This window comes from Chitinophaga eiseniae, assembly GCF_900167135.1.
Lineage (GTDB): Bacteria > Bacteroidota > Bacteroidia > Chitinophagales > Chitinophagaceae > Chitinophaga > Chitinophaga eiseniae.
Window position 1 is genome coordinate 1,292,899 of sequence record NZ_FUWZ01000002.1, and the last position, 20,391, is coordinate 1,313,289.

General features: G+C 51.9%; 12 protein-coding genes and 2 pseudogenes. 10 read left to right on the plus strand and 4 right to left on the minus strand.

Annotated elements, in window-relative coordinates:
- Positions 1-32: 32 nt before the first annotated feature.
- The 6 genes and pseudogenes from B5D63_RS14905 to B5D63_RS14925 all read left to right on the plus strand — a co-directional run bounded on the left by B5D63_RS14905 (position 33) and on the right by B5D63_RS14925 (position 9,662).
- The gene (locus B5D63_RS14905; protein ID WP_078669572.1) at positions 33-482 is read left to right on the plus strand and encodes a copper resistance protein NlpE; all 450 of its coding nucleotides are present in this window, start codon (positions 33-35) and stop codon (positions 480-482) included.
- A 63-nt stretch (positions 483-545) separates the two neighbouring features.
- A complete protein-coding gene (locus tag B5D63_RS14910; RefSeq protein ID WP_078669573.1) occupies positions 546-2,147 on the plus strand; it encodes a DUF6377 domain-containing protein in 1,602 nt (533 codons plus the stop codon).
- Between the two features lie 382 nt (positions 2,148-2,529).
- On the plus strand, positions 2,530-5,484 hold the full coding sequence (locus tag B5D63_RS14915; RefSeq protein ID WP_235021544.1) for a SusC/RagA family TonB-linked outer membrane protein: 2,955 nt from the start codon (positions 2,530-2,532) through the stop codon (positions 5,482-5,484).
- 24 nt (positions 5,485-5,508) lie between these two features.
- Positions 5,509-6,135 (plus strand): annotated as a pseudogene (locus B5D63_RS35765) (RagB/SusD family nutrient uptake outer membrane protein); the annotation flags it as partial.
- A gap of 273 nt (positions 6,136-6,408) precedes the next feature.
- Positions 6,409-7,059 (plus strand): annotated as a pseudogene (locus tag B5D63_RS35770) (RagB/SusD family nutrient uptake outer membrane protein); the annotation flags it as partial.
- A gap of 143 nt (positions 7,060-7,202) precedes the next feature.
- On the plus strand, positions 7,203-9,662 hold the full coding sequence (locus tag B5D63_RS14925; protein ID WP_078669575.1) for a glycoside hydrolase family 31 protein: 2,460 nt from the start codon (positions 7,203-7,205) through the stop codon (positions 9,660-9,662).
- A gap of 235 nt (positions 9,663-9,897) precedes the next feature.
- Here the strand turns inward: B5D63_RS14925 and B5D63_RS14930 are convergent, their stop codons facing one another.
- Complete coding sequence (locus tag B5D63_RS14930) at positions 9,898-13,770, minus strand: glycosyl hydrolase family 18 protein (protein WP_078669576.1); 3,873 nt, start codon at positions 13,768-13,770, stop codon at positions 9,898-9,900.
- A 512-nt stretch (positions 13,771-14,282) separates the two neighbouring features.
- On the opposite strand from B5D63_RS14930, the gene B5D63_RS14935 reads away from it, so the two are divergent.
- From B5D63_RS14935 to B5D63_RS14950, 4 genes are all read left to right on the plus strand, one after another.
- Complete coding sequence (locus B5D63_RS14935) at positions 14,283-14,519, plus strand: hypothetical protein (RefSeq protein WP_078669577.1); 237 nt, start codon at positions 14,283-14,285, stop codon at positions 14,517-14,519.
- 92 nt (positions 14,520-14,611) lie between these two features.
- On the plus strand, positions 14,612-15,448 hold the full coding sequence (locus B5D63_RS14940) for an AraC family transcriptional regulator (protein ID WP_078669578.1): 837 nt from the start codon (positions 14,612-14,614) through the stop codon (positions 15,446-15,448).
- Between the two features lie 74 nt (positions 15,449-15,522).
- Positions 15,523-15,930 carry a DinB family protein gene (locus B5D63_RS14945; RefSeq protein ID WP_159456031.1) on the plus strand — a complete coding sequence of 136 codons (408 nt, stop codon included), beginning with the start codon at positions 15,523-15,525 and terminating at the stop codon, positions 15,928-15,930.
- An 11-nt stretch (positions 15,931-15,941) separates the two neighbouring features.
- The gene (locus B5D63_RS14950; protein ID WP_159456032.1) at positions 15,942-16,238 is read left to right on the plus strand and encodes a DUF1330 domain-containing protein; all 297 of its coding nucleotides are present in this window, start codon (positions 15,942-15,944) and stop codon (positions 16,236-16,238) included.
- A gap of 59 nt (positions 16,239-16,297) precedes the next feature.
- Here the strand turns inward: B5D63_RS14950 and B5D63_RS14955 are convergent, their stop codons facing one another.
- Genes B5D63_RS14955 through B5D63_RS14965 form a run of 3 tightly spaced genes read right to left on the minus strand, consistent with a single transcriptional unit; the run spans position 16,298 to position 20,388 of the window.
- The gene (locus B5D63_RS14955) at positions 16,298-17,434 is read right to left on the minus strand and encodes a family 20 glycosylhydrolase (protein WP_078669581.1); all 1,137 of its coding nucleotides are present in this window, start codon (positions 17,432-17,434) and stop codon (positions 16,298-16,300) included.
- Positions 17,434-18,711 carry an IPT/TIG domain-containing protein gene (locus B5D63_RS14960; RefSeq protein WP_078670332.1) on the minus strand — a complete coding sequence of 426 codons (1,278 nt, stop codon included), beginning with the start codon at positions 18,709-18,711 and terminating at the stop codon, positions 17,434-17,436. Before B5D63_RS14960 ends, B5D63_RS14955 begins: the two co-directional genes overlap by 1 nt.
- Positions 18,712-18,741: 30 nt before the next feature.
- Positions 18,742-20,388, minus strand: coding sequence for a RagB/SusD family nutrient uptake outer membrane protein (locus tag B5D63_RS14965; RefSeq protein WP_078669582.1), 1,647 nt, complete (start codon positions 20,386-20,388; stop codon positions 18,742-18,744).
- Positions 20,389-20,391 lie beyond the last annotated feature (3 nt).

Here is a 20,391-nt window from a genome sequence, read left to right on the forward strand (position 1 = left end):
CTGGTTGTTATACGGGAAAACCATTCATCGTTATGAAATACCTCCTGTTATTACCTGCTATTGCCTTTTTTGCCTGTCAACATTCGCGTTCCGGCCAGCAAGCCGGCCATTCAGACAGCACAGCGGTTATCCCCGCCCGGATCACCTATACCGGCACGCTGCCCTGTGCAGATTGCAGCGGCATCCTGACCACCCTGGTACTGGAAGACAACGGGGCCGGCGGAGAGCCTACCTTCAAACTAAAGGAAACCTATCAGGGAGTAGGCGGGAAAGACCAGACTTTTAACAGCGAAGGCACGTATACCGTGCTGCATGGAGACAAAGAGGACAAAGACGCCGAAATTATTCAACTCAATCCCGATAAAGACCGGAATCTTCAGCGTTTTTACCGGAGGGCAGGAGATGTACTCCGTCAGCTGGACAAAGACAGGCAATCTATCCCCGGCTCCCTTAACTATAGCCTCAAACGCGTTGAGGAATGACCAATATATCAAAAAAGTCGCTTAAATTTAGCCCGGACCAGTGACTTTATCATTCCAAAATTTATGACGCGTATCTTAGGCTGCCTGATGGCTTTGCTGATGTTGCAGGTGTATGTGTTTGGAAAATCTCCACAGGATAGCTTGCTGAAGGAGTTAAACCGCAGCATCGAAAATGCACCTGTCTACGACGCCTTAAAAATAAAAGGCATTGACAGCATCCGGCGTACCCTTGCCACTACCGGCGCCGATCCGGGCGCCCGCTATCATATATACCAGCTCCTGTATGAACAATACAAGGTTTTCAATTTTGATTCCGCCTTTGTATATGCCCGGCTGATGGAAAAGCTCGCGGACGAGATGCAGGACCCGCTGCGGCTTACGTATGCCCGTACCAGGATAGGTTTTATCCTGTTGTCTTCCGGCATGTTCACAGAGACTTCCGCTTTTCTCAATAGCCTCGATGTAACCGGTATGCCCGACAGCATCCGTTCCCAATACTACCTGATGAAAAGCCGGTTCTACTACGACCTGGCCGATTACAACCAGGACCGGTATTATTCCCCGTCGTACATTCATCAGGGCAGCCTATATATGGACTCCGCCCTCCACCTGATGTCTCCCGCTTCCTTTGAATATCAGTACAACAAAGGACTACAATATTATAAGATGGGCAATCTTGCCGCCGCCCGTGGCAATTACCCCAACCTGAACCAGCCGGGCCTCAATTACCGGCAGCTGGCCGTTGCCGCCTGCACGCTGGGATATATCTACCTGCATGCCCATCAGTCAGATACCGCTATAGAACTGATGTACCGCTCCGCTATCGCGGATATCAAATCGTCAACCAAGGAGACCATGGCCATGTATACCCTGGCCACCTTGTTGTTTGAAAAGGGCGATATCAAAAATGCCTCCCATTTCATTGAAAAGGCCATTGCGGAAGCAGTGTTCTATGGCGCCAGGCAACGCAAGGTACAGGTTAGTAGTATTTTACCTATCATCGAGCAGGAAAGAATCAATACCGCCGAAGAAAGAACCAGGTCACTACTCATTTATGCCTCCATCGTTACATTATTGCTGGTAGCCGTAGTGATACTGGCTGTCACTGTTACCCGGCAGGTGCGCAAACTGAAGGTAGCACAGGAAATTATCACCGCCGCCCATCTCAAACAACAGGAAATCAATAACCAGTTGCTCGAAGCCAACAAAATAAAAGAAGAATATGTGGGTTACTGTTTTAACATCTATGCTTCTTATATCAGCAAGATTGAAAAACTAAAACATGCCCTTGAGCAAAAATTAACCGACAATAAACCCAACGAGGTAAAATATCTTGTAAATAATATCAATATACGGCAGGAGCGGGAAGACCTTTTCACCAATTTTGACAAGGTGTTTCTGAAGATATTCCCACATTTTGTAGAAGAATTTAATGCCCTGTTTGAACCCGCCAACCGGGTAGCCCTCCGGGAAGATGAATTATTAAATACCGATCTCCGGATTTTTGCCCTGATTCGTATAGGCATCACTGATAATGAAAAAATTGCCCGGATATTGGAGTACTCCGTTAACACGATTTACGCTTATAAAACCAAAATCAAAAAACGCTCTTTAGTGCCCAACGAGGAGTTTGAAAACCGGATTATGGCCATAAAAGCCCTTTGAAAAACAGGATAAAAGGGGTTAATACCGTCAATATATATAAAATTTATATTTGTTCACAACTTGTTGTTTTTCAAAATAATAGCATCAATATACTGTCAAAATAGCCTTTTATTTTCTATATTTATATTGTATTAGTTGTTCACCTGAACATTGCTTTCTTACTTTGGCTAAAAGGAAGCATAAACCAAAATTCTGAAACTTTTAAAAGCCAATAAACGAATCTAAGTCAAGGCATCATTGCCACCCACGTAAACCAGTTAATTTATTAAATCCACGTTGTTCAGCATGTCGAGCAGGTCTCCACATTCAGCAACCAATTTGAATCTAAGTTTTTAAATCCACGGTAAACAGATCAGTCATTCACTGCTCAAAAATCCACATTATGATGAAAACACGACTTTTCAGGCATCTTTTCCTGTGCACATGTTTCATGTTGTTACAGGGTCTGCTCATGGCCCAGAACAGGACCGTGACAGGTAAGGTTACAGATGACAAAGGCGCCCCTATCCCAGGTGCTTCCGTGCAGATCAAGGGCACTAAAAGCGGGACCACCACCGATCCTGATGGTAATTTCAAGGTATCCGTTGGCCCTGGCGCCAACACCCTGGTGATCTCCTTTATCGGTCAAACCGCACAGGAAGTCAGTATCGCCAACAAAACCCATGTAGACGTAAAACTGGTGGCCGAAAACACCACTCTCACCGACGTTGTGGTGGTGGGTTACGGTACCTCCCGTAAAAAAGATATCACCGGCGCCATCTCCCAGGTGAAAGCCGCAGACTTTAACCGGGGTATCACCTCCGCCCCCGATCAGCTGATCCAGGGTAAGGTGTCCGGCCTGATGGTGCTCAACAACAGCGGCGCTCCCGGCGCCTCTGCCACCGTGCGCATCAGGGGCGTATCGTCCGTAAGGTCCGGCAACCAGCCCCTGTATGTTATCGACGGGGTACCCCTCGACGGACGTGTAGCCCGGCCCGCCATCAATGTCAGCGGCCTTGGCCAGACACCGGACGCCAACCCGCTCAACTTCATCAACTCCAGCGATATCGCCTCCATGGATGTGCTGAAAGACGCCTCCGCCACCGCTATCTACGGCTCCCGCGGCGCCAACGGCGTCATCATCATCAGCACCAAAAAAGGCACGCCCGGCCCCACCCGTCTCGATGTAGCCTATTCTGTCGGCGCCAGCAATATCATGAAACAACTGGACGTACTTGATGCAGACGAATACCGCTCCGCCCTGAAAACTTACAACCTGTCAGGCGGCGACTACGGCAGCAGTTCCAACGGCATGAAATCCATTCTCCGCACCGGCATCACTCATAACATCAATGTGGCCATGAGCGGCGGCAACGAAACCAGCCGCTATCGCGCCTCCTTCGGCGTACAGGACCAGGAAGGCATCGTTAAAAAATCCGGCCTGAAAAAATATACCGCCACTCTCAACGGCCAGACCAAGTTCCTCGAAAGCAAAAAACTGGGCATCGATTACAACATCATGGCTGCCCAAACCACCGAACAACTGGCGCCCATCACCAACGACGCCGGCTTCACCGGCAGCCTTATCAGTATGGCCCTGCAGTGGAACCCGACGATGTCCCTCCGGAATGCCGACGGCACCCTGAACATCCTCGGCGAAGGTAGTGCGGTCAATCCGGAAGCTATGTCCCAGGCTTACGACGACAAAGTAAACATCAGCTATATATTGGCCAGCGTATCTCCCTATTATAAATTCAATGACAACTGGGAATACCGTGCGCTCTACAGCATCAACCACCAGGTGGGCAAAAGACAGACGCAGGTAGCTTCTTTTATCAATATCCCCGGTATCATGAAACAGGGGCTCGCTTATTATGGCAACGTTGAACTGACGACCCAGTTGCTGACCAACACCCTCAGCTTCAACAAACAATTTAATCCGGACTTCAGCCTGAACGCCGTAGTAGGCCACGAATACCAGAAATTTGACTATTTCGGTATGGGCCTCGGCGCTACCGGGTTCCCGACTTATGCCGTAAAATATACCGACATCCTCCAGGCCCCCGCACAGGCCAATACCAATATCAGCTCTTTCAGAAACCCCAGCTCCGAGCTGCAGTCTTTCTTCGGTAGAGCGACCTTCAACCTTTATGACAAATACATCATTACCGGTACCCTGAGGGCCGACGGCTCCAGTAAATTCGGTTCCAACAACAAATACGGCTACTTTCCGTCCTTTGCCGCCAAATGGAACATCACCGGCGAAGATTTTCTGAAAGGCAATAAAACCATTAACAATCTCGCACTGAGGTTAGGTTATGGCGCTACCGGCAACCAGGAATTCCCCGCCGGCGCAGCACAGGAACAATACGGTCTGGGAGCTTCCGGCTCCGCCGCTCTCACCAATGTGGCCAACCCCAACCTGAAATGGGAAAGTTCCAAACAGTTCAACGCCGGTATCGACTTCAGTCTGGTAGACAACCGCATCTACGGCAGCGTGGACTATTTCTATAAAAACACCAGCAATCTGCTGTTCAGCTTCCCTGCCATCCAGCCGGCGCCTGCATCTACCTACTGGATCAACCTGCCCGGCAATGTGATCAACAACGGGGTCGAGGTATCCCTCAAAGGCGATATCGTCCGGAAGAAAGAGCTGCGGTGGACATTAGGCGTAAACGGCACTGTGCTGCACAACGAACTGAAAAACTATGATGGTCCTCCGGTACTCACCGGCGCTATCAGCGGCCAGGGCGTATCCGGCGCCACCGCGCAAAGGCTTGCCAACGGTTATCCGCTGAATACCTTCTACGTGCGCAAGTTTGAAGGCTTCGATGACAAAGGCCAGGCACAATACGCCGACAACGGCAACACCCTGTATTATCTCACCAATCCCAATCCGAAAGTACTCCTCGGTATCAACACCGAACTGGTGTTCAAAAAATGGGTACTGGCAGCCAGCGGCCACGGCGCCTTTGGTCACGAAGTGTACAACAACACCGCTAATACCGTACTGCCTATCGGTAACCTCGGCTCCCGCAACATTGCGAAGTCTATCCTGGGCAACGGTGAAGCGCTTTCCAATCCCATCACCGTGTCTTCCCGTTATCTCGAAAAAGGCAACTTCTTCAAACTGGATAACGTGACGCTTACCTATAACATCGGTGACGTAGGCCGTGTCCTGAAAAACGCCGCAGTATATGCTACCGGCCAGAACCTCTTCGTGATCACCAAATACAGCGGCTTCGATCCTGAAGTGAATACCGACAAAAACGTGAATGGTGTGACCTCCTTCGGCATTGAATACGGTCCGTATCCAACTGCCAGAACGGTCATGCTCGGCATCCTGTTTTCTTTGTAAACCATTCACCTTAAACCTGTTATCATGACTAAACATATTTTCCGATCCGCTATCGCCATCGCTGCTATCGCAGGCTTCCAGGCCTGCGGGCTCAACGAGCAGCTCGGCTCCACCATTAACCGGAAAGATGCCGACTCGGTGATCAAAGTTCCGGCTCTCTTAAAAGGCGCCTACGACAACCTGCAGCTGCCTTACCAGGAATTTGACAACAGCTGGGGCCTCTCCCAGATGACAACCGACGAAACAGTAGGGCCCACCCGCGGCGGCGACTGGGACGATAACGGCGTATGGCGCTCCCTCCACGAACATACATGGAATGCAGACCACGCCCACATTCAGTCGGCATTCACCAACCTGCTCACGCTGCAGTTCAGTGCCAGCAACGTGCTCAATTTCAAACCGAGCAACAACCAGGCGGCGCAGGCCCGTTTCCTTCGCGCCCTTTCTATGTTCACCGTGCTGGACCTCTGGGGGCAAGTACCCTTCAGAAACCCTTCCGACACCCTCCTGAATGCACCTAAAGTGCTGAAAACACAGGAAGCGCTGGACTATATCATCTCCGAGCTCAACGCGATCATGCCGGACCTCGGCGCACGCCCTGCAACACCCGCCTACGTGGCCAATAAGGACGCCGCCCGTGCCCTGCTGATGAAGTGTTACCTCAACAAAGGCGCGTTCCTCAACAGGGCCGCACCCACTTTCGCTGCAGCTGACATGCAACAGGTCATCACCCTCGCAGATCAGATCAAAGGCACCGGCACTTACAGGCTGGCCACCGATTACTTCGACAATTTTGCCCGTGACAACGATTTAAAATCCACAGAAAATATCTTCACGCAGCAAAATGGTCCCGGCTTCAGCACCGTACGTAGCGGCAACGCCACCTACGCCCGCTGGAAATTCACCGTACACTACAACATGACGCCCAGCGGCTGGAACGGCTTCACCACCCTGTCCGATTTCTACGACAAATTCCAGGCTTCCGACAGAAGGAGAGGCGGCGCCTATGCCGGTCTGACAGATACCAGCGGCATGCTCGCAGGCTTCCTCATCGGTCAGCAATATGACGTGAACCATAACCCGCTGAAAGACCGTAAAGGCAATCCACTGGCTTTCACCCGTGATGTACAGCTCAAAGAATCCGGCGCCAACCTGGAAGTGACCGGTATCCGCGTTATCAAATATGTACCGGACTTTTTCACTTCCACAAATTCAAAGGATAACAACGAAGCCAGCAATGACTACGTTTTCTTCCGCTATGCCGACGTGCTGCTGATGAAAGCAGAAGCCCTGCTGCGTACCGGTAATGCCGCCGGCGCGCTCGCCATCGTGAACGAAATACGGTTAGCCCGTGGCGCTACAGCGCTGGGCGCCCTGGACGTAAATTCCCTGCTGGACGAAAGAGGACGCGAGCTTTACTGGGAAGGCTGGAGAAGACAAGACCTGATCCGCTTCGGTAAATTCCTGCAGCCATGGCAACTGAAACCCGCTGATAACCCAAGGAACCTGCTGTTCCCCATTCCCACCAGCGATCTTGCTGTTAACAAAAACCTGGTACAGAACCCGGGTTACTAAACCATATTTTTCTATTGCCGGGAACAGCGCCACGCCGGTGCTGTTCCCGGTAAATCCTCCGGCTTTTTTACCTGTTACCCGCTGCAACGCCCGGCCCTGCCAGGCGTACCGGGGGAGGATTGTCTCATCAAATCATCAGTATCATGAACAAAATTCCGCTGCCGGTCCTTTCGCTGTTGTTTTTCACGCTGATTCAACTTCCGCTCATTGCGCAGACGCCCGTGATGCCGGCAGGTAATGTCACCAGCGTCAGCATCTCCGGTCAACAGGTAAAAATAAAAACAGCCAACGCTTTTGCGGAGGTAACGGTATACAGTCCGTCTATCGTACGCGTGAGAATGGACAAACAGCCCCTAAAGGCCGATTTTTCTTATGCCGTTGTAAGCAAGCCGTTGCCTACCAAAGCACAGATCACCCAAAACAGCAACGAAATCAGTATTGTAACCGATTCCCTAAAAATGCGGATACAAAAAACACCTTTTGCTGTTGCTTTTTTCAGCCCTTCGGGCGATGTGATCAGCGAAGATGAACCGGGCCTCGGTACTTCCTGGATCGGCGATGAAGTAACGACCTACAAAAAGATGCAGGAGCACGAGCGGTTCATCGGGCTGGGCGAAAAAACAGGTAACCTGGACCGTAAAGGGGAAGGCTATACGAACTGGAATTCCGATGTATTCGGTTACGCCACGAACAGGGACCCTATCTACGCCACGATTCCCTTCTACATCGGTATCCACCACCGGCAGAACTACGGTATTTTCTTCGACAACAGCTATCAGAGCGATTTTAATTTCGGGGCCAGCAACAACCGCTTTTCATCGTTCGGCGCAAGGGGAGGAGAGATGAATTATTATTTCATTTATCATCCGCAGATGGCCAACATCATCCGGTCCTATACCAGCCTCACCGGCCGTATGCCCCTGCCGCCGTTATGGAGCCTCGGCTATCAGCAAAACCGCTACAGCTACTATCCAGACACGGAGGTATACCGGATCGCACAAACCCTGCGCGAAAAGAAAATCCCTGCAGACGGCATCACCCTCGATATCCACTATATGGACGCCTATAAGCTGTTCACCTGGAACAAAGAACGCTTCCCCAACCCGTCACAGCTTACCGGCAGGTTAAAAGACATGGGATTTCGTGTAACCGTCATCGTTGATCCGGGCATCAAAGTGGAAGATGGTTACCCTGCCTACGAAAATGGCAAAAGGGAAAACATCTTTATCAAATACAGCGACGGGCAAAACTATACCGGGCAGGTATGGCCCGGCTGGTGCCACTTTCCAGACTTCACAAGTGAGAAAGGCCGCAGCTGGTGGAAAGGCCAGGTGAAATCGTATATCCGCGACGGTGTGAGCGGCATATGGAACGATATGAACGAAATTGCCACCTGGGGACAGAAAATGCCCAACAATGTGCTCTTCGACTACGAAGGACATCCGGTCACCCACCAGCAGGCACATAACATCTACGGACTGCAAATGGTGCGTGCCAGCTATGAAGGCGCCCGCGAAGCCCTGCAAAAAAGGCCGTTCCTGTTAACACGCGCTGCCTACTCCGGCAGCCAGCGCTACAGCGCTATCTGGACCGGAGACAACCGGGCGGAAGAAGACCACATGCTGCTGGGCGTACGGTTACTGAACAGCCTGGGTGTGAGCGGCTTTCCTTTCTCCGGCATGGATGTAGGCGGCTTTACCGGCAACCCTTCTGTTAGTCTTTACACCCGCTGGATGCAGATCGGCGCTTTTATTCCCTACTTCAGGAATCATACCGGCGTCAATACGAAATCAGCAGAGCCATGGGCGTTCGGGGAAGAGGCGCTGGAGATCACCCGCAACTATGTAAACCTGCGGTACCACCTGCTGCCTTACCTCTACAGCACACTGTACACCGCCAGTCGTACGGGCATGCCCGTAATGCGCACACTGGCCCTTCAAAACACGTTCGATCCGCAGGTGTACGACACCCGCTTCCAAAACCAGTACCAGTTTGGCGACGCGTATATGATCGCTCCGTTTGAGAGCACAAAAGAATTCGGCAGTATTTATTTCCCCAAAGGGAAATGGTACAATCTCTATACAGACGCTGTCACCATGGGCGGCCAGGACGTCATTACTCCCCTCAATATCAAAACCTTACCGGTATATGTAAAAGAAAGCAGCATTGTGCCGATGCAATCACTGGTGCAGTCAACACGGGAAAAACCTGCAGACACGCTTTTCCTTCATCTCTATAAAGGCGATCAGCCTAATACATTCGTGTACTATGAGGATGATGGTGAAAGCTTCGCCAACGAAAAAGGTGATTACTATGAAAGGACCATCACCTATGATCCTGTACAGCGAACGCTGACACTGCAAAAGCCACAGGGCAGCTACAGCAGCCAGTTTCATCACATCAAGCTGATCCTTCACGGATTTGACAGCAAACAGCGTATAACCGTCAACGGTAATTCCACGAGTGCAGACTCAGGTCCTTTTTCTTTTTTGTCACCCATATCCCGGTTTGATCCGCAGGGATCATTTATACCGGCTGAAAGCTGTCCGGTACAAGTGGCCACCTTTGCCAACAGTAACGAGCTTCTTAACGTGGGTTTATGAGAAAAGAACGGCACCCCCGGATTTTCCGGGGGGCCTTTTTTCACGCGGGGGTTCTCGCAAAGTCGCAGAGCAGCAAAGAACGCAAAGAATAATTATAAGCGAGCTAAGAAAGCAAAGGGCGGAGATCAAATTTGATCTCCGCCCTTTGCTTTCTTATTTAATCTTAAAAATCTTTGCGTTCTTTGCTGCTCTGCGACTTTGCGAGAACACCGCGAGCCTGCGAGCAATTACGTGATTACAGTTTCACGACCTTGCTACGCCAGATTTTTCTGCTTTGCTGGCTGGTAACCCGGATGATCCAGGTACCATTCGGCACTTTAGACATATCTACGCGTAAAGGCATGGTGCCTTTGGCATTAGCGGTATGTATCTGTTGCAATACCGGTGCGCTGCCCTTCAGATCGATTACTTCTACCAGCAGCTTGTCGCCGGCAGGAGCATCTACCTGTATCTGCAGATCGGGGCCCACTACCGGGTTGGGGTAGGCGATCAGCTGTTCGGGCTGAGAAGCGGCCATAGCGGCTCCTGTACAATCACGAACATACTTCCACGGTTTACCGTCGCCCAGGCTGATATCAGGCTGTTCGCCCAGTGTCCACCATTTTGCGGAGTATACTTTACCGTTATACGATACCTGAGCACCACCGTTGTAAGCAGTGGTGGGAGACCAGGCCGGAATACCATTACAGCTATTGCCGCCGCTCACGGTAATGCTGACAGCCGAAGACGTCGTAGTGGCGCCGCCGTTATCAGTCGCTCTTGCAGTGAGGCTGTAAGTGCCTGCCGCCACGTTGCTCCAGGTCCAGGTGTACGGCGCCACGCTGTCTACGCCCAGCTGGGTGCTGCCCTGGTAGAAAACGACGCGTTTAATAACGCCGTCGCTGTCGGAAGCTGCCGCCTGTATGTTCACAGTAGCCGGAGCGGTGAAGGTGGCGTTGTTGGCCGGAGAGGTGATATTTACTACCGGTGGTTTGTTGCCGCCTGTTGTTACACTGATGTTCACCACAGCAGAAGTGGTAGTAGCTCCTTTGTTGTCGGTAGCTTTGGCAGTAAGACTGTAATTGCCCGCTGCCACATTGCTCCAGGCCCACGCATACGGCGCCACGCTGTCTACACCCAGCAGGGTGCTGCCCTGATAAAACGCTACGCGGGTCACCACGCCATCGCTGTCGGAAGCTGCCGCCTGTATGTTCACGGAAGCGGGGGCAGTGAAGTTCGCGTTATTGGCAGGAGAAGTAATGCTTACCACCGGCGGTTTGTTAACCGGTGAAGAACCGAAGAAATATTCGTAGTAATTGTTGGCGAATTCATCGCCATTGGATTTATCCCAGTTCACAGACCAGGTCATGATACCGCGCAGCCCGGGGTAGCCTGCTGCGTTGCGCAGCTGGTAAGTACCGCCGAAGGATTGTCCTTTCATCACATAGTCCAGTGCCTTTTTCACATTGGCAGGTGCGATATAACCGCCGCCAGCGGCACGGGAGGTAGCCGGAATACCAAAGGCCACCTGGTCCTGGCGCAATGCAGGGAAAGTTTGTGTAGTGCCCGCTACCGGGAATCCTTTCAGCAGCATTTCTGTCAGCGCCACGATAAAATCTGGCGTACCCTGGTTGTATACACCGTTATCGAGGCCCATGACGGAGCCGGTATTATAATATTGCGTCTGGATGAAAGTGAGTTCATTACGCAAAGCGTAAATAATAGGCAGATAAGCGCCTACCAGCGGTGAATAGGTAGAGCCATAGGCCGTCTGCACATAGTAGGTTTCGGGCGCCATGGTGAGCCAGCAGTTTTTGCCCTGGCCTTTGCGGTAGGCGATGACCTCTTTCACCCCGGCTATCAGGTTCTGTACTTTGGGGGTGGTGGGGTTGGTGAAGTCTTTGTCACCGTTGTCCAGCTGCAGGTTGGTACCTCCTTCAATGTCCAGGTCAAAGCCATCGAAGTTGTACTGGTCCAGCAATGCTTTCATAGACGTAACAAAAGCCTGTTTTTTCGCTGCGGTGGAAAGGTTCAGCGAACCGGTCTCACCACCGAGTGACAGGAGTACTTTTTTACCTTGTGACTGCAGGTATTGTACATCCGCCAGGAACTCGGCCGGTGTTACGTTTTCAGGTACAAAGGAAATAGTGGCCAGATCGGATCCGCTGACCGCAAACGCTACTTCGATGACGTTGTATTTCGGGTTGACATTACGGAGAGGGATATACGGAGAAGCGTCCGAAGGAGATCCCCAGTTCTGCCAGTAACCAACAATCACTTTACCGGAGTCTGGTGTACCGGGGCCGGAAGTGTTCACCACCAGGTTCACCACTGAGGAAGTAGTGGAGGCGCCTTTATTGTCTGTAGCAATGGCTTTAACTGCGTAGTTGCCGGCCGGCACGCCGTTCCATGCATAGCTGTAAGGAGCGGTGCTGTCTCTGCCCAGCAGGGTAGCGCCATTATAGAAATCTACCCTGATCACGGTGCCGTCGGTATCGCTGGCAGCAGCCTGCAAGGTGATATTGGCAGGCGCGGTGAAGGTAGCGTTGTTGGCCGGAGCAGTGATGCTAACGACGGGGGGCACATTGGTGCCGCTGCCGCCGGTGGCGAATACTTCATTGATTTTATTCACCAAAGGGGAACGGGTATTGGGGCAGTAGATGAGTTTACCTTTGGGGACGGTGCTGCTGGTCATGTTCACCATGTCAGCGTACACCTGCCAGATGATCACGCCTGCCAGGCTGTTATCTTTGATGTACTGGGCTTTGGCGGCAACGGAACGTTCGTTGTCATAGCTCAGGAAGAAATTGCCTTTTGTTTTATAAGGCACTTTGGCGACATCGTCCCAGTGGTCGGTCCAGCCGGAGCCGGAGCCAGTGGTGTTAACGATATAACTGTAGTTGGGCGTACCGTCCCATACATCCTTTGTCCAGTTGGTATAGTCGGCGCAGGTTTGAATAGGGCCGTCCGGCTGTACGGTTTCAGCGCGTTTCACGGTAGGCGTATGCAGATCTGCGGTACCGTTGGTGATAACGCCACGGCCGTAGAAAGGTGCGCCGAGATTGACTTTGCTCATGTTAACTCCCAGTGCGCGCAGCCCTTTGGTGGTGGCGTCGAGAGAGAAGCCGGCATATTCCTGGCCGGGGTATTCGTACAGCGGGGAGTTGTGACCGGCTTTGTTGGACCAGCCGCCGTTGTAGTCATACGTCATCATGTTGAAATAGTTCAGGACGTTGTTCAGGCGTGGCCAGTCAAAGCCCTGCAGTTTGTTGAGCGCAGGGGAGAAACAGCTGGTCATCAGTTTGTTGGGACCGATGGCTGCTCTCACTGCTTCCAGCAGTATCGCGAAGTTGGTATAGTCCGCGGTGCTGTAATGTTCAATGTTCATACCCGCATCGTTGGGGTATTCCCAGTCGAAGTCGATTCCATCAAAGCCCATGGCGATCAGCTGCTGGCAGCCTGCCACGAATTTGGCTCTTTTGGTGGCATCTGCCGCTACTTCGGGATAGTGCTTACACATGCTCCAGCCGCCGATGGAAGCCAGTACTTTTACCCCTTTCTGGTGGGCCAGGTCCAGTACGCCGGGAGCGCCGCCCTGTTTGGGCACAGACAGCGGGAAGGCGCCTGTTTTGCCGGTGTTCACGTTGGTCCATCCGCTACCGCCGTTGCGGTATCCGAGGGAGTAGGCGTAGCTGTTGTCCGGGATGTAATACAGCACTTCCAGTTCTCCGTACAGGAGGTACATGTCCCAGCTGCTGTAGATGTCTTCATTGACCATAGGGGCGGGAGCCTGTACGGCGCCAGCCTGGTAAATGTTTTTGTTGCGGTAGTCACCGCTGTGCAGCGATCCGTCATTCGCTACGCCAAAGAACGAAAAGTTCAGGATGGTGTACTGCGAGTAATCCACGTTCAGGTGGTTGTAACCACCTAAGGGAACAGTGCCTGCCACATTTTTCCAGGCGTCCCATTGGGTGATGTAACCGATCACCTGCTTGCTGTGTTGCTGCGTGGTGGCCGGAACAGTGGGGCTTACCTGGGCAAAGCTCCCGGGCGACAGCGACAGTAACAGCCAACAGACGAATGCGAGACAGCGGAGCGCTGCGCTACCATTGGTAGATTTTGGTGTCATAGTGATTGTTTGTTAAGATAATGGTTAATAAAAACTAGTGCTCAACTAAAAGGGAATTACATGTGCGTTCGGGTTATATGCTAGGCTATCGTATGTAAGGTTTTCAGATCTCCTGATAAGGGTTTCACGTAAAATACAGCACGATGGGGGAGTCGGTGCAATCTCGAAAAAGTACTACGTGAAAAAAAAGTTTTTTCGCGGGCCACTGCTGTATATTTACTGTCAGAAGGCTTATATACCGTACATTGTCAGGATTCCTTTTACTTATTTTCCGGAGGAAATAACAGCACGCAAATCCTTTGCGTATTGATGAATTATCTTGCTGTCAGCATCATGTGATCGTTGTTTCCGGTGTGCCGCTTCTTCTTTCCCTCACCCACAACAAAAACCAAATGACTTCAGATCCAAATTTGCTCAGAGATGTTTACGCTGTTTTCAACATTTTTTGCGGAAGGTTCCGGCAAATGGTATGTACTGCCTGTAACTGGAGTGAACCTACGTTTTATCGCAAAATGAGATGTCATCACCCTGCGGCCGGCAAAAGAGGCCGGAAGTCATTCCTCAGCCAGGCAGAAGAGGAGGCCATCCTGAAGGAGGCGCACATGGCCTCCGAGCATCTCACCCGGTTATTACAGCAACACTTTTCCACGCCGGAAAAATTTCCGCTGTGGCTGGAAGAGCCGGAGGAAAGGGAAGATGTTTATTTTCTGAGCGAGGTGACGATCCCGCTCGAAGAAATACCTTTTTAATCAGCTGCCTTTTTAATGATTCACCAACCAAAGTCTGCCGCAAAGGAAACGCCAATTGTTTACCTTTGCAGTAACAGGCTACCGATAACCATATGGAAGCTATCGTACAAAATATGTATCAGTCTCCTGTTGGCCATGTGCACAATTTTCTGTGTCAGTGCCAGCAGTGTAAGTTGTCTGCCTGGGAACATCAGGAAACCTTCTCCATTGCCTTTATCCGGCAGGGTAATTTTACTTTCAAAGTGTTCCGGAATGACCTCGACGCCTTCAACGGTTTGTTCCTGGTATGCAAACCCGGATACGAACACCGGGTGGGGCATGTGCATGAAATGCCGGACCAATGCACCATATTTTCTTTTCCCGCCGTACACGCGGAGCAACTGGAAGAACAAGGCAGGGAGCTGTCCTGGTTTCTGAAAAACCCGGACCTGCACGCCGTACTGGTAAAGGCCACCCCGGAAATGGAATACCTGCACCACCGTATCTTTCATTTACTGCAAAAACCACATTTTCCCCGCCTGTGGGTGGAGCAAATGATGCTTGAACTGTTCTCACTGGTACTCTCCCGCGGGCAAAATAAAAACATCTCTCCGCTGACAGAAAAACATAAGCGCCATCATCTTCCCCTGATAGCTGCTGTAAAAACATTTATCAGTGATCATTTTTCAGACGACCTCTCTCTTCCGCAACTAGCCACGGTAGGTCATCTCAGCCCATTTCATTTTAACAGGCTGTTCAAACAGATGACAGGCATCACCCCCTATAACTACCTGCTGCAGGTAAGATTGAAAGAAGCGCATCTTCAGCTGCGGCATAGCAACCAGCCGGTAACACATATTGCCTTTGATACGGGCTTCAACAGCCTCGAGCATTTCTCCGCTGCCTATAAAAAACAATTCGGACTATCCCCTTCCCATTCACGGCGATAAAAAACAGCAATTTTCCTTAAATCTCCCCCCACCCGGTGAGATAGTTTTGTGTCATCAAACAACTTATTATGTTTATGAAAACACAATTATTAAGCACACTGGAAAATGCCCGTCAGTATACACTGAGCGTGGCCGCCGCCATGCCGGCAGCCGACTATGCCTTTAAACCGGACACCGCCGTCTGGAGCTTTAATGACCTGCTGCATCATATAGGCTACGGCATTCTTTGGTGGAATGAAAACTACATCCGGCAGCAGCCGGCCGACTGGAACCCGCCCGCAGCTACCAAAACAGCCGCCGCCACACAGGCGTATCTGACCAAAAGCTTTGACATCTTACAAAAGAGCATAGAGAAAGCGGACACGGATGAAAAAGTCATTCACGGCGTGTACGCCACGCTGGACCATATTGCGCACCATCGTGGCCAGGCTACTACTTATCTGCGCTGTAAAGGCATCACACCTCCGGAATACACCTTTTAAATTTTATGCCCATGGCAGCAGCCTATTACATTAACAGTTACGACATTGTAGACATGGAGCTTTTCAGCCAATACCCACCGGCGGTAATGGCGTTGCTGGAAAAATACGGCGCTTCGGTAGTGGCCTCGGACCTGGCCGGTGTGGCCGTGGAAGGCAGTCCCCGCATGATGAACGCCATCATCCGGTTCCCTTCGCCCGAAGCAGCGCTTCAATGCTACCAGGACCCGGAATATCAGCCACTGAAAGCCATTCGTTTAAAAGCCGTTCGCAACTGCACCATGGTACTGGTGCAAGCCTTCACTTCTTAATACAAGCGGGGCGCCCTTAGAAAAGAGCGCCCCGTATTCAGAGAATTCCACGGTTATGGTTAACGTTTAGCGGCTTCCCGGATACTTTTAAACAACGCCTTAAAAGTGTCCGCATTATCTTTTGTGCCGGGCCGGAATTCACCCTTGCCATAATAAGCATTGATAAACTCTGCGGTATTAACCCACATCGTTTCAAAAACGCCCTTCATCCGCTCTGCCACAGGCAGCGCGAAATCCGCGCGGGTACCGTCTTTGCGGCCGGCCAGTATCTGATCCAGCTGTGCAAGCGCTACGTCTGTTTTGGCGCAGGCGCTGGCCAGCACATTAAACCCTTTCAGCGCAAAGTACGCCGGGGTAGGAGGCGCGCTTTCATATTTCCAGTCCGTGATCACAATATCTTTCGGGATATGATCGATAGCACGGTGTGTGTCGTTCATACTTGCCTGCCAGGCCAGCAGATTCGTGGTTTTACCATCTATCAGCCGGTCGCTCCACATCCACATTTCGCAACCTTTTTGCTTTAAGTGTGCGTGCAGCAAGCGAATGTATTCCGCTAATATTTCAGATTTGTCGCGGCCGCCACAACGGGGGCATTTATCATAACCGATGATCCAGGCTTCGTCCAGTCCCACATGCAGGGCGTCGGCGCCGCATACGTCAATCAGTTCGTCCATAACGGGGAACAGGATTTTCGGCAGATCGGGATGTGCGGGACAAAGGCATTTGCTGTAGAAATCAAACATGCCACCGTTTTTCCAGGGCACCGGTGGATTGTAATCCGGCGACTCGTCAAACTGCGGATAGTGTTTCAGCAAAGGGCCGATCTCCGTTTGCTCGCTCTGATGGGCGAGCAGGTTCATCATGGGAATGAAGCGGATTTTTGCATCGCGGCAGGCCTGTACAATCTGTAACAAGCCTTCTTTACTGATAGCGTTGGGTTCTGCCAGTTCGGGATGTGATTCGTACTGGTACCAGAATTCGATCCGCAGGGCCAGCGTATTCACTCCTTCTTTCGGCAGCGCTTTCCTGATAAAATCACACAGTAACGGTATGTCCTGTTTATTCGGCACACTCAGCATCAGGCCTCTTATTGGCAGCTCGTTCCATTTAAAAGAGCGATAGTCCTGCGCATGGAGTTGCATGGCGATCGCCATGCCTCCGCATAATAACATCCATTTTAAAAGTCTTTGTCTCATTATTCTGCGATTACTTTTCTGACGCGGTTGTTTCTTCTGTCTACTACGTATACGGTGCCGTCTTTTCCTACTGTTACGCCGGTAGGGGCGTAAAACAAGGCTGCTGCGCCGGTGCCGTCTGCAAAGCCGGCGGTGCTGCCACCGGTGTAAGTGCTCACCTGCCAGGTACCGGCGGCAACGAAGCGGATACACTGGTTGGTATTAACGGAAGACCCGTCCCAGGTGCCGTTGCCGGCTATAAAGAGGTTGTCATGCGCATCGGTGGCTATCATCCAGGGATATTCGAAGGTAGCGGCGCTGGCAGCGCCGTTTACCAGGCCGGTCACACCGGACTGACCGATGGTCACGCCTTTTTCCCAGGTACCGTATTTATATTCCTGGATAACGGAGTTGCCGTTTACCACCACGAAGAGGTTGCCCTTACTGTCCACTGCCACGTCGGAAGGATAGGAGAGCCCTGTAATGATCTGATCGGCGCTGCCATCGGGTTTCACCTTGAAAACGCTGCCATTGCTGCGGGCGTCGGTGTAGTAGATGGTGCCGTCTCTTTTATCGATGCCGATCCCCCAGGCTTCAAACCACCCTACGAGGGAAGTGGTGCCGTCGGGCGTTATTTTACGCAGCGTCCAGGCGGCGGGGTCGGAGGTGAAAATATTACCGTCTTTATCCACTACTACGTCCATCGGGAGGAAAAAAGAAGCCGCGGAGCCTTTGCCTTCTGCGTATTCGTTCCTGCCGCTGCCGGCGAGAGTGGTAACAGTGCCGTCGGGCGCTATTTTACGGATACGGCGGTTTTCCGCTTCCGCTACATAGAGGTTACCATCAGCGTCGATATCGAGGCCGCAACGGTTGCCGAAGTTAAAAGCGGCCGCAGTGCCTTTACCGTCGGCATATCCTGCAGAGCCGTTGCCCGCAAGAGTGCTTACCACGTAGGATGTCTGGTAGTTAAAATCCTCTTTGCTGGTGCCGGCTTTTCCGTCAATAGTAACCACTAGCTTACCCGTACCCGCTTTGCGGGGGATAACCACCAGGATACGGTCTTCCACCACACCTTCCACGAATGCCTTCACGCCATTAACGGTAACGGACACACGACTGGTGTCCAGGCTGAAGTTGCTGCCATAGATGAGCACTTCCGTGCCGGCTCCGCCGGAAGCGGGTGTAAATTTATCAATGACGATCGGCGACGAAGCATCATGTTCAAATGCTTTGTCTTTTTTACAGCTGTTGAATACCAGTACGCCCAGCAGCAACAGATAATATCGGATGTGTTTCATGTTGTCTTAGTTTTTGGGATGAAGCCTTTATCACCAGCCTGGGTTCTGAACAAACTCCGGATTACGGCCGCTCACTTTGTCCATTTCCGCTTGGGGAACGGGCAACCAGTAGGCGCGTTTAGGATCGAAGACCCGCTTTTCCACCACGGGGTAGCTGTAGGTCACGTTACCGCTGCCGGTGACCGTCACACCGTGTATTTCACGGTTGTCTGTCACTTCCGCTATTTTCCAGCGGCGTACGTCCCAGAAGCGATGGGCTTCCAGCGCCAGCTCTATCCTTCTTTCATGCCGGATACGTGCACGCAGGGATTCTTTCGTTCCGCTGTTGACTGCCGGGATGCCGGCACGCCCTCTGACAGCATTGAGGGCGTTGTATACGTCCGCCCCCGGCCCCGACACTTCATTCTGTGCTTCCGCATAGTTGAGGTACAGTTCCGCAGTGCGGATGAGCACCCATTTGCGGTCGGTGGCGCCGGTATTGGAGAAGAGATTCACTCCTTCCAGCAGATATTTGCGGGGCCAGTAGCCGGTAGCATTCTGGCCCGGACGGGGCACATCTTCACCGTTCGGGTTCAGCGGGCGGCCTTTCCACATACATCCCGGATACAGGATAGTAGCATAAAAGCGCTTATCGCGGCCATCGTAGGGGCGTTGCGGGTTGTAGCCGGAAGCAGGGTCGGTGATCGGCAGCCCCGTACTTTCCATCTCGTAGTCATCTACCAGCTCCTGTATGGGGTTTACGTTACCGTAGCCGTTGGCCCCGCGGGGGTTCATTTCCCGATCTATGCCGCCGTCGCCATAGGCGGAGGGCGCAGGTCTGCTCCAGATCACTTCTTTGTTGAAATACTGCGTAAAAATCTCGCCGTAGTTATCATTCAGCGCATAGCCATTGTTAAGCGCAGAGTCCAGCGCTGCTTTACAGGCGTTGGCCGCCTGCGTCCAGCGGTTCTGATCATTCGTTGGGTTGTACAATGGGCTGGCGAAGTACAGCAGGGCGCGGCCTTTCAGCGACAGTGCTATCACCCGGGAGGCCCTTCCCCAGTTGTTGGGGCGCTCCGCATAGGTAGGCGGCAGCAGGGTCATGGCTTCATCCAGGTCTTTAACAACCGCTCCCAGCACATCGGAGATACTGTTACGTTTAAAGTAGATGCCCTCCGGGTTATCGAATGGGTTTTCTACCTGTGCCAGCAGCGGCACGTCTCCCCAGCGGATGACCAGCTGGAAATAATAAAAAGCCCGCAGTACCAGTATTTCTCCTTTCAAACGGGAGCGGCGGTCGGGATAAGTAGGATCATTAGGAACCTTATCGTAATTCTTCAGGAAAATGTTACAAGCGCGTATTTTTCCGTAGTACTCGGTCCACTGCCCGGCGAGCGGGAAGTTGGACGGGCTCATGGAGCCAGTATTAAAACTTCCCGCGTCGGCGCTGGAATTGTCGATGGCCTGGTTGGTTTCATCCGTGGCGCTGCTCAGCGGCCATCCCCAGGGCTGAAACATATCGGGCAAGCTTTGGTAGGTGGTATTTACAAAGCGTTCCGCATTCTCAATATTTTTAAACACCTCTTCCTCCGTGATCAGGTCACTGGGTTTCCTGTCGAGGTAATTTTTCTTGCAGGCGCAGAAACATAGTATCAGCGCTGACAGTATACCTGTTCTAATTTTCACTGTTAGTTTCATGAT

Bases quoted from the DNA above. Each gene is read 5' to 3' on its own strand.
- B5D63_RS14905 (WP_078669572.1), top strand. From the start codon at position 33: ATGAAATACCTCCTGTTATTACCTGCTATTGCCTTTTTTGCCTGTCAA.
- B5D63_RS14910 (WP_078669573.1), top strand. From the start codon at position 546: ATGACGCGTATCTTAGGCTGCCTGATGGCTTTGCTGATGTTGCAGGTG.
- B5D63_RS14915 (WP_235021544.1), top strand. From the start codon at position 2,530: ATGATGAAAACACGACTTTTCAGGCATCTTTTCCTGTGCACATGTTTC.
- B5D63_RS14925 (WP_078669575.1), top strand. From the start codon at position 7,203: ATGAACAAAATTCCGCTGCCGGTCCTTTCGCTGTTGTTTTTCACGCTG.
- B5D63_RS14930 (WP_078669576.1), bottom strand. From the start codon at position 13,770: ATGACACCAAAATCTACCAATGGTAGCGCAGCGCTCCGCTGTCTCGCA.
- B5D63_RS14935 (WP_078669577.1), top strand. From the start codon at position 14,283: ATGAGATGTCATCACCCTGCGGCCGGCAAAAGAGGCCGGAAGTCATTC.
- B5D63_RS14940 (WP_078669578.1), top strand. From the start codon at position 14,612: ATGGAAGCTATCGTACAAAATATGTATCAGTCTCCTGTTGGCCATGTG.
- B5D63_RS14945 (WP_159456031.1), top strand. From the start codon at position 15,523: ATGAAAACACAATTATTAAGCACACTGGAAAATGCCCGTCAGTATACA.
- B5D63_RS14950 (WP_159456032.1), top strand. From the start codon at position 15,942: ATGGCAGCAGCCTATTACATTAACAGTTACGACATTGTAGACATGGAG.
- B5D63_RS14955 (WP_078669581.1), bottom strand. From the start codon at position 17,434: ATGAGACAAAGACTTTTAAAATGGATGTTATTATGCGGAGGCATGGCG.
- B5D63_RS14960 (WP_078670332.1), bottom strand. From the start codon at position 18,711: ATGAAACACATCCGATATTATCTGTTGCTGCTGGGCGTACTGGTATTC.
- B5D63_RS14965 (WP_078669582.1), bottom strand. From the start codon at position 20,388: ATGAAACTAACAGTGAAAATTAGAACAGGTATACTGTCAGCGCTGATA.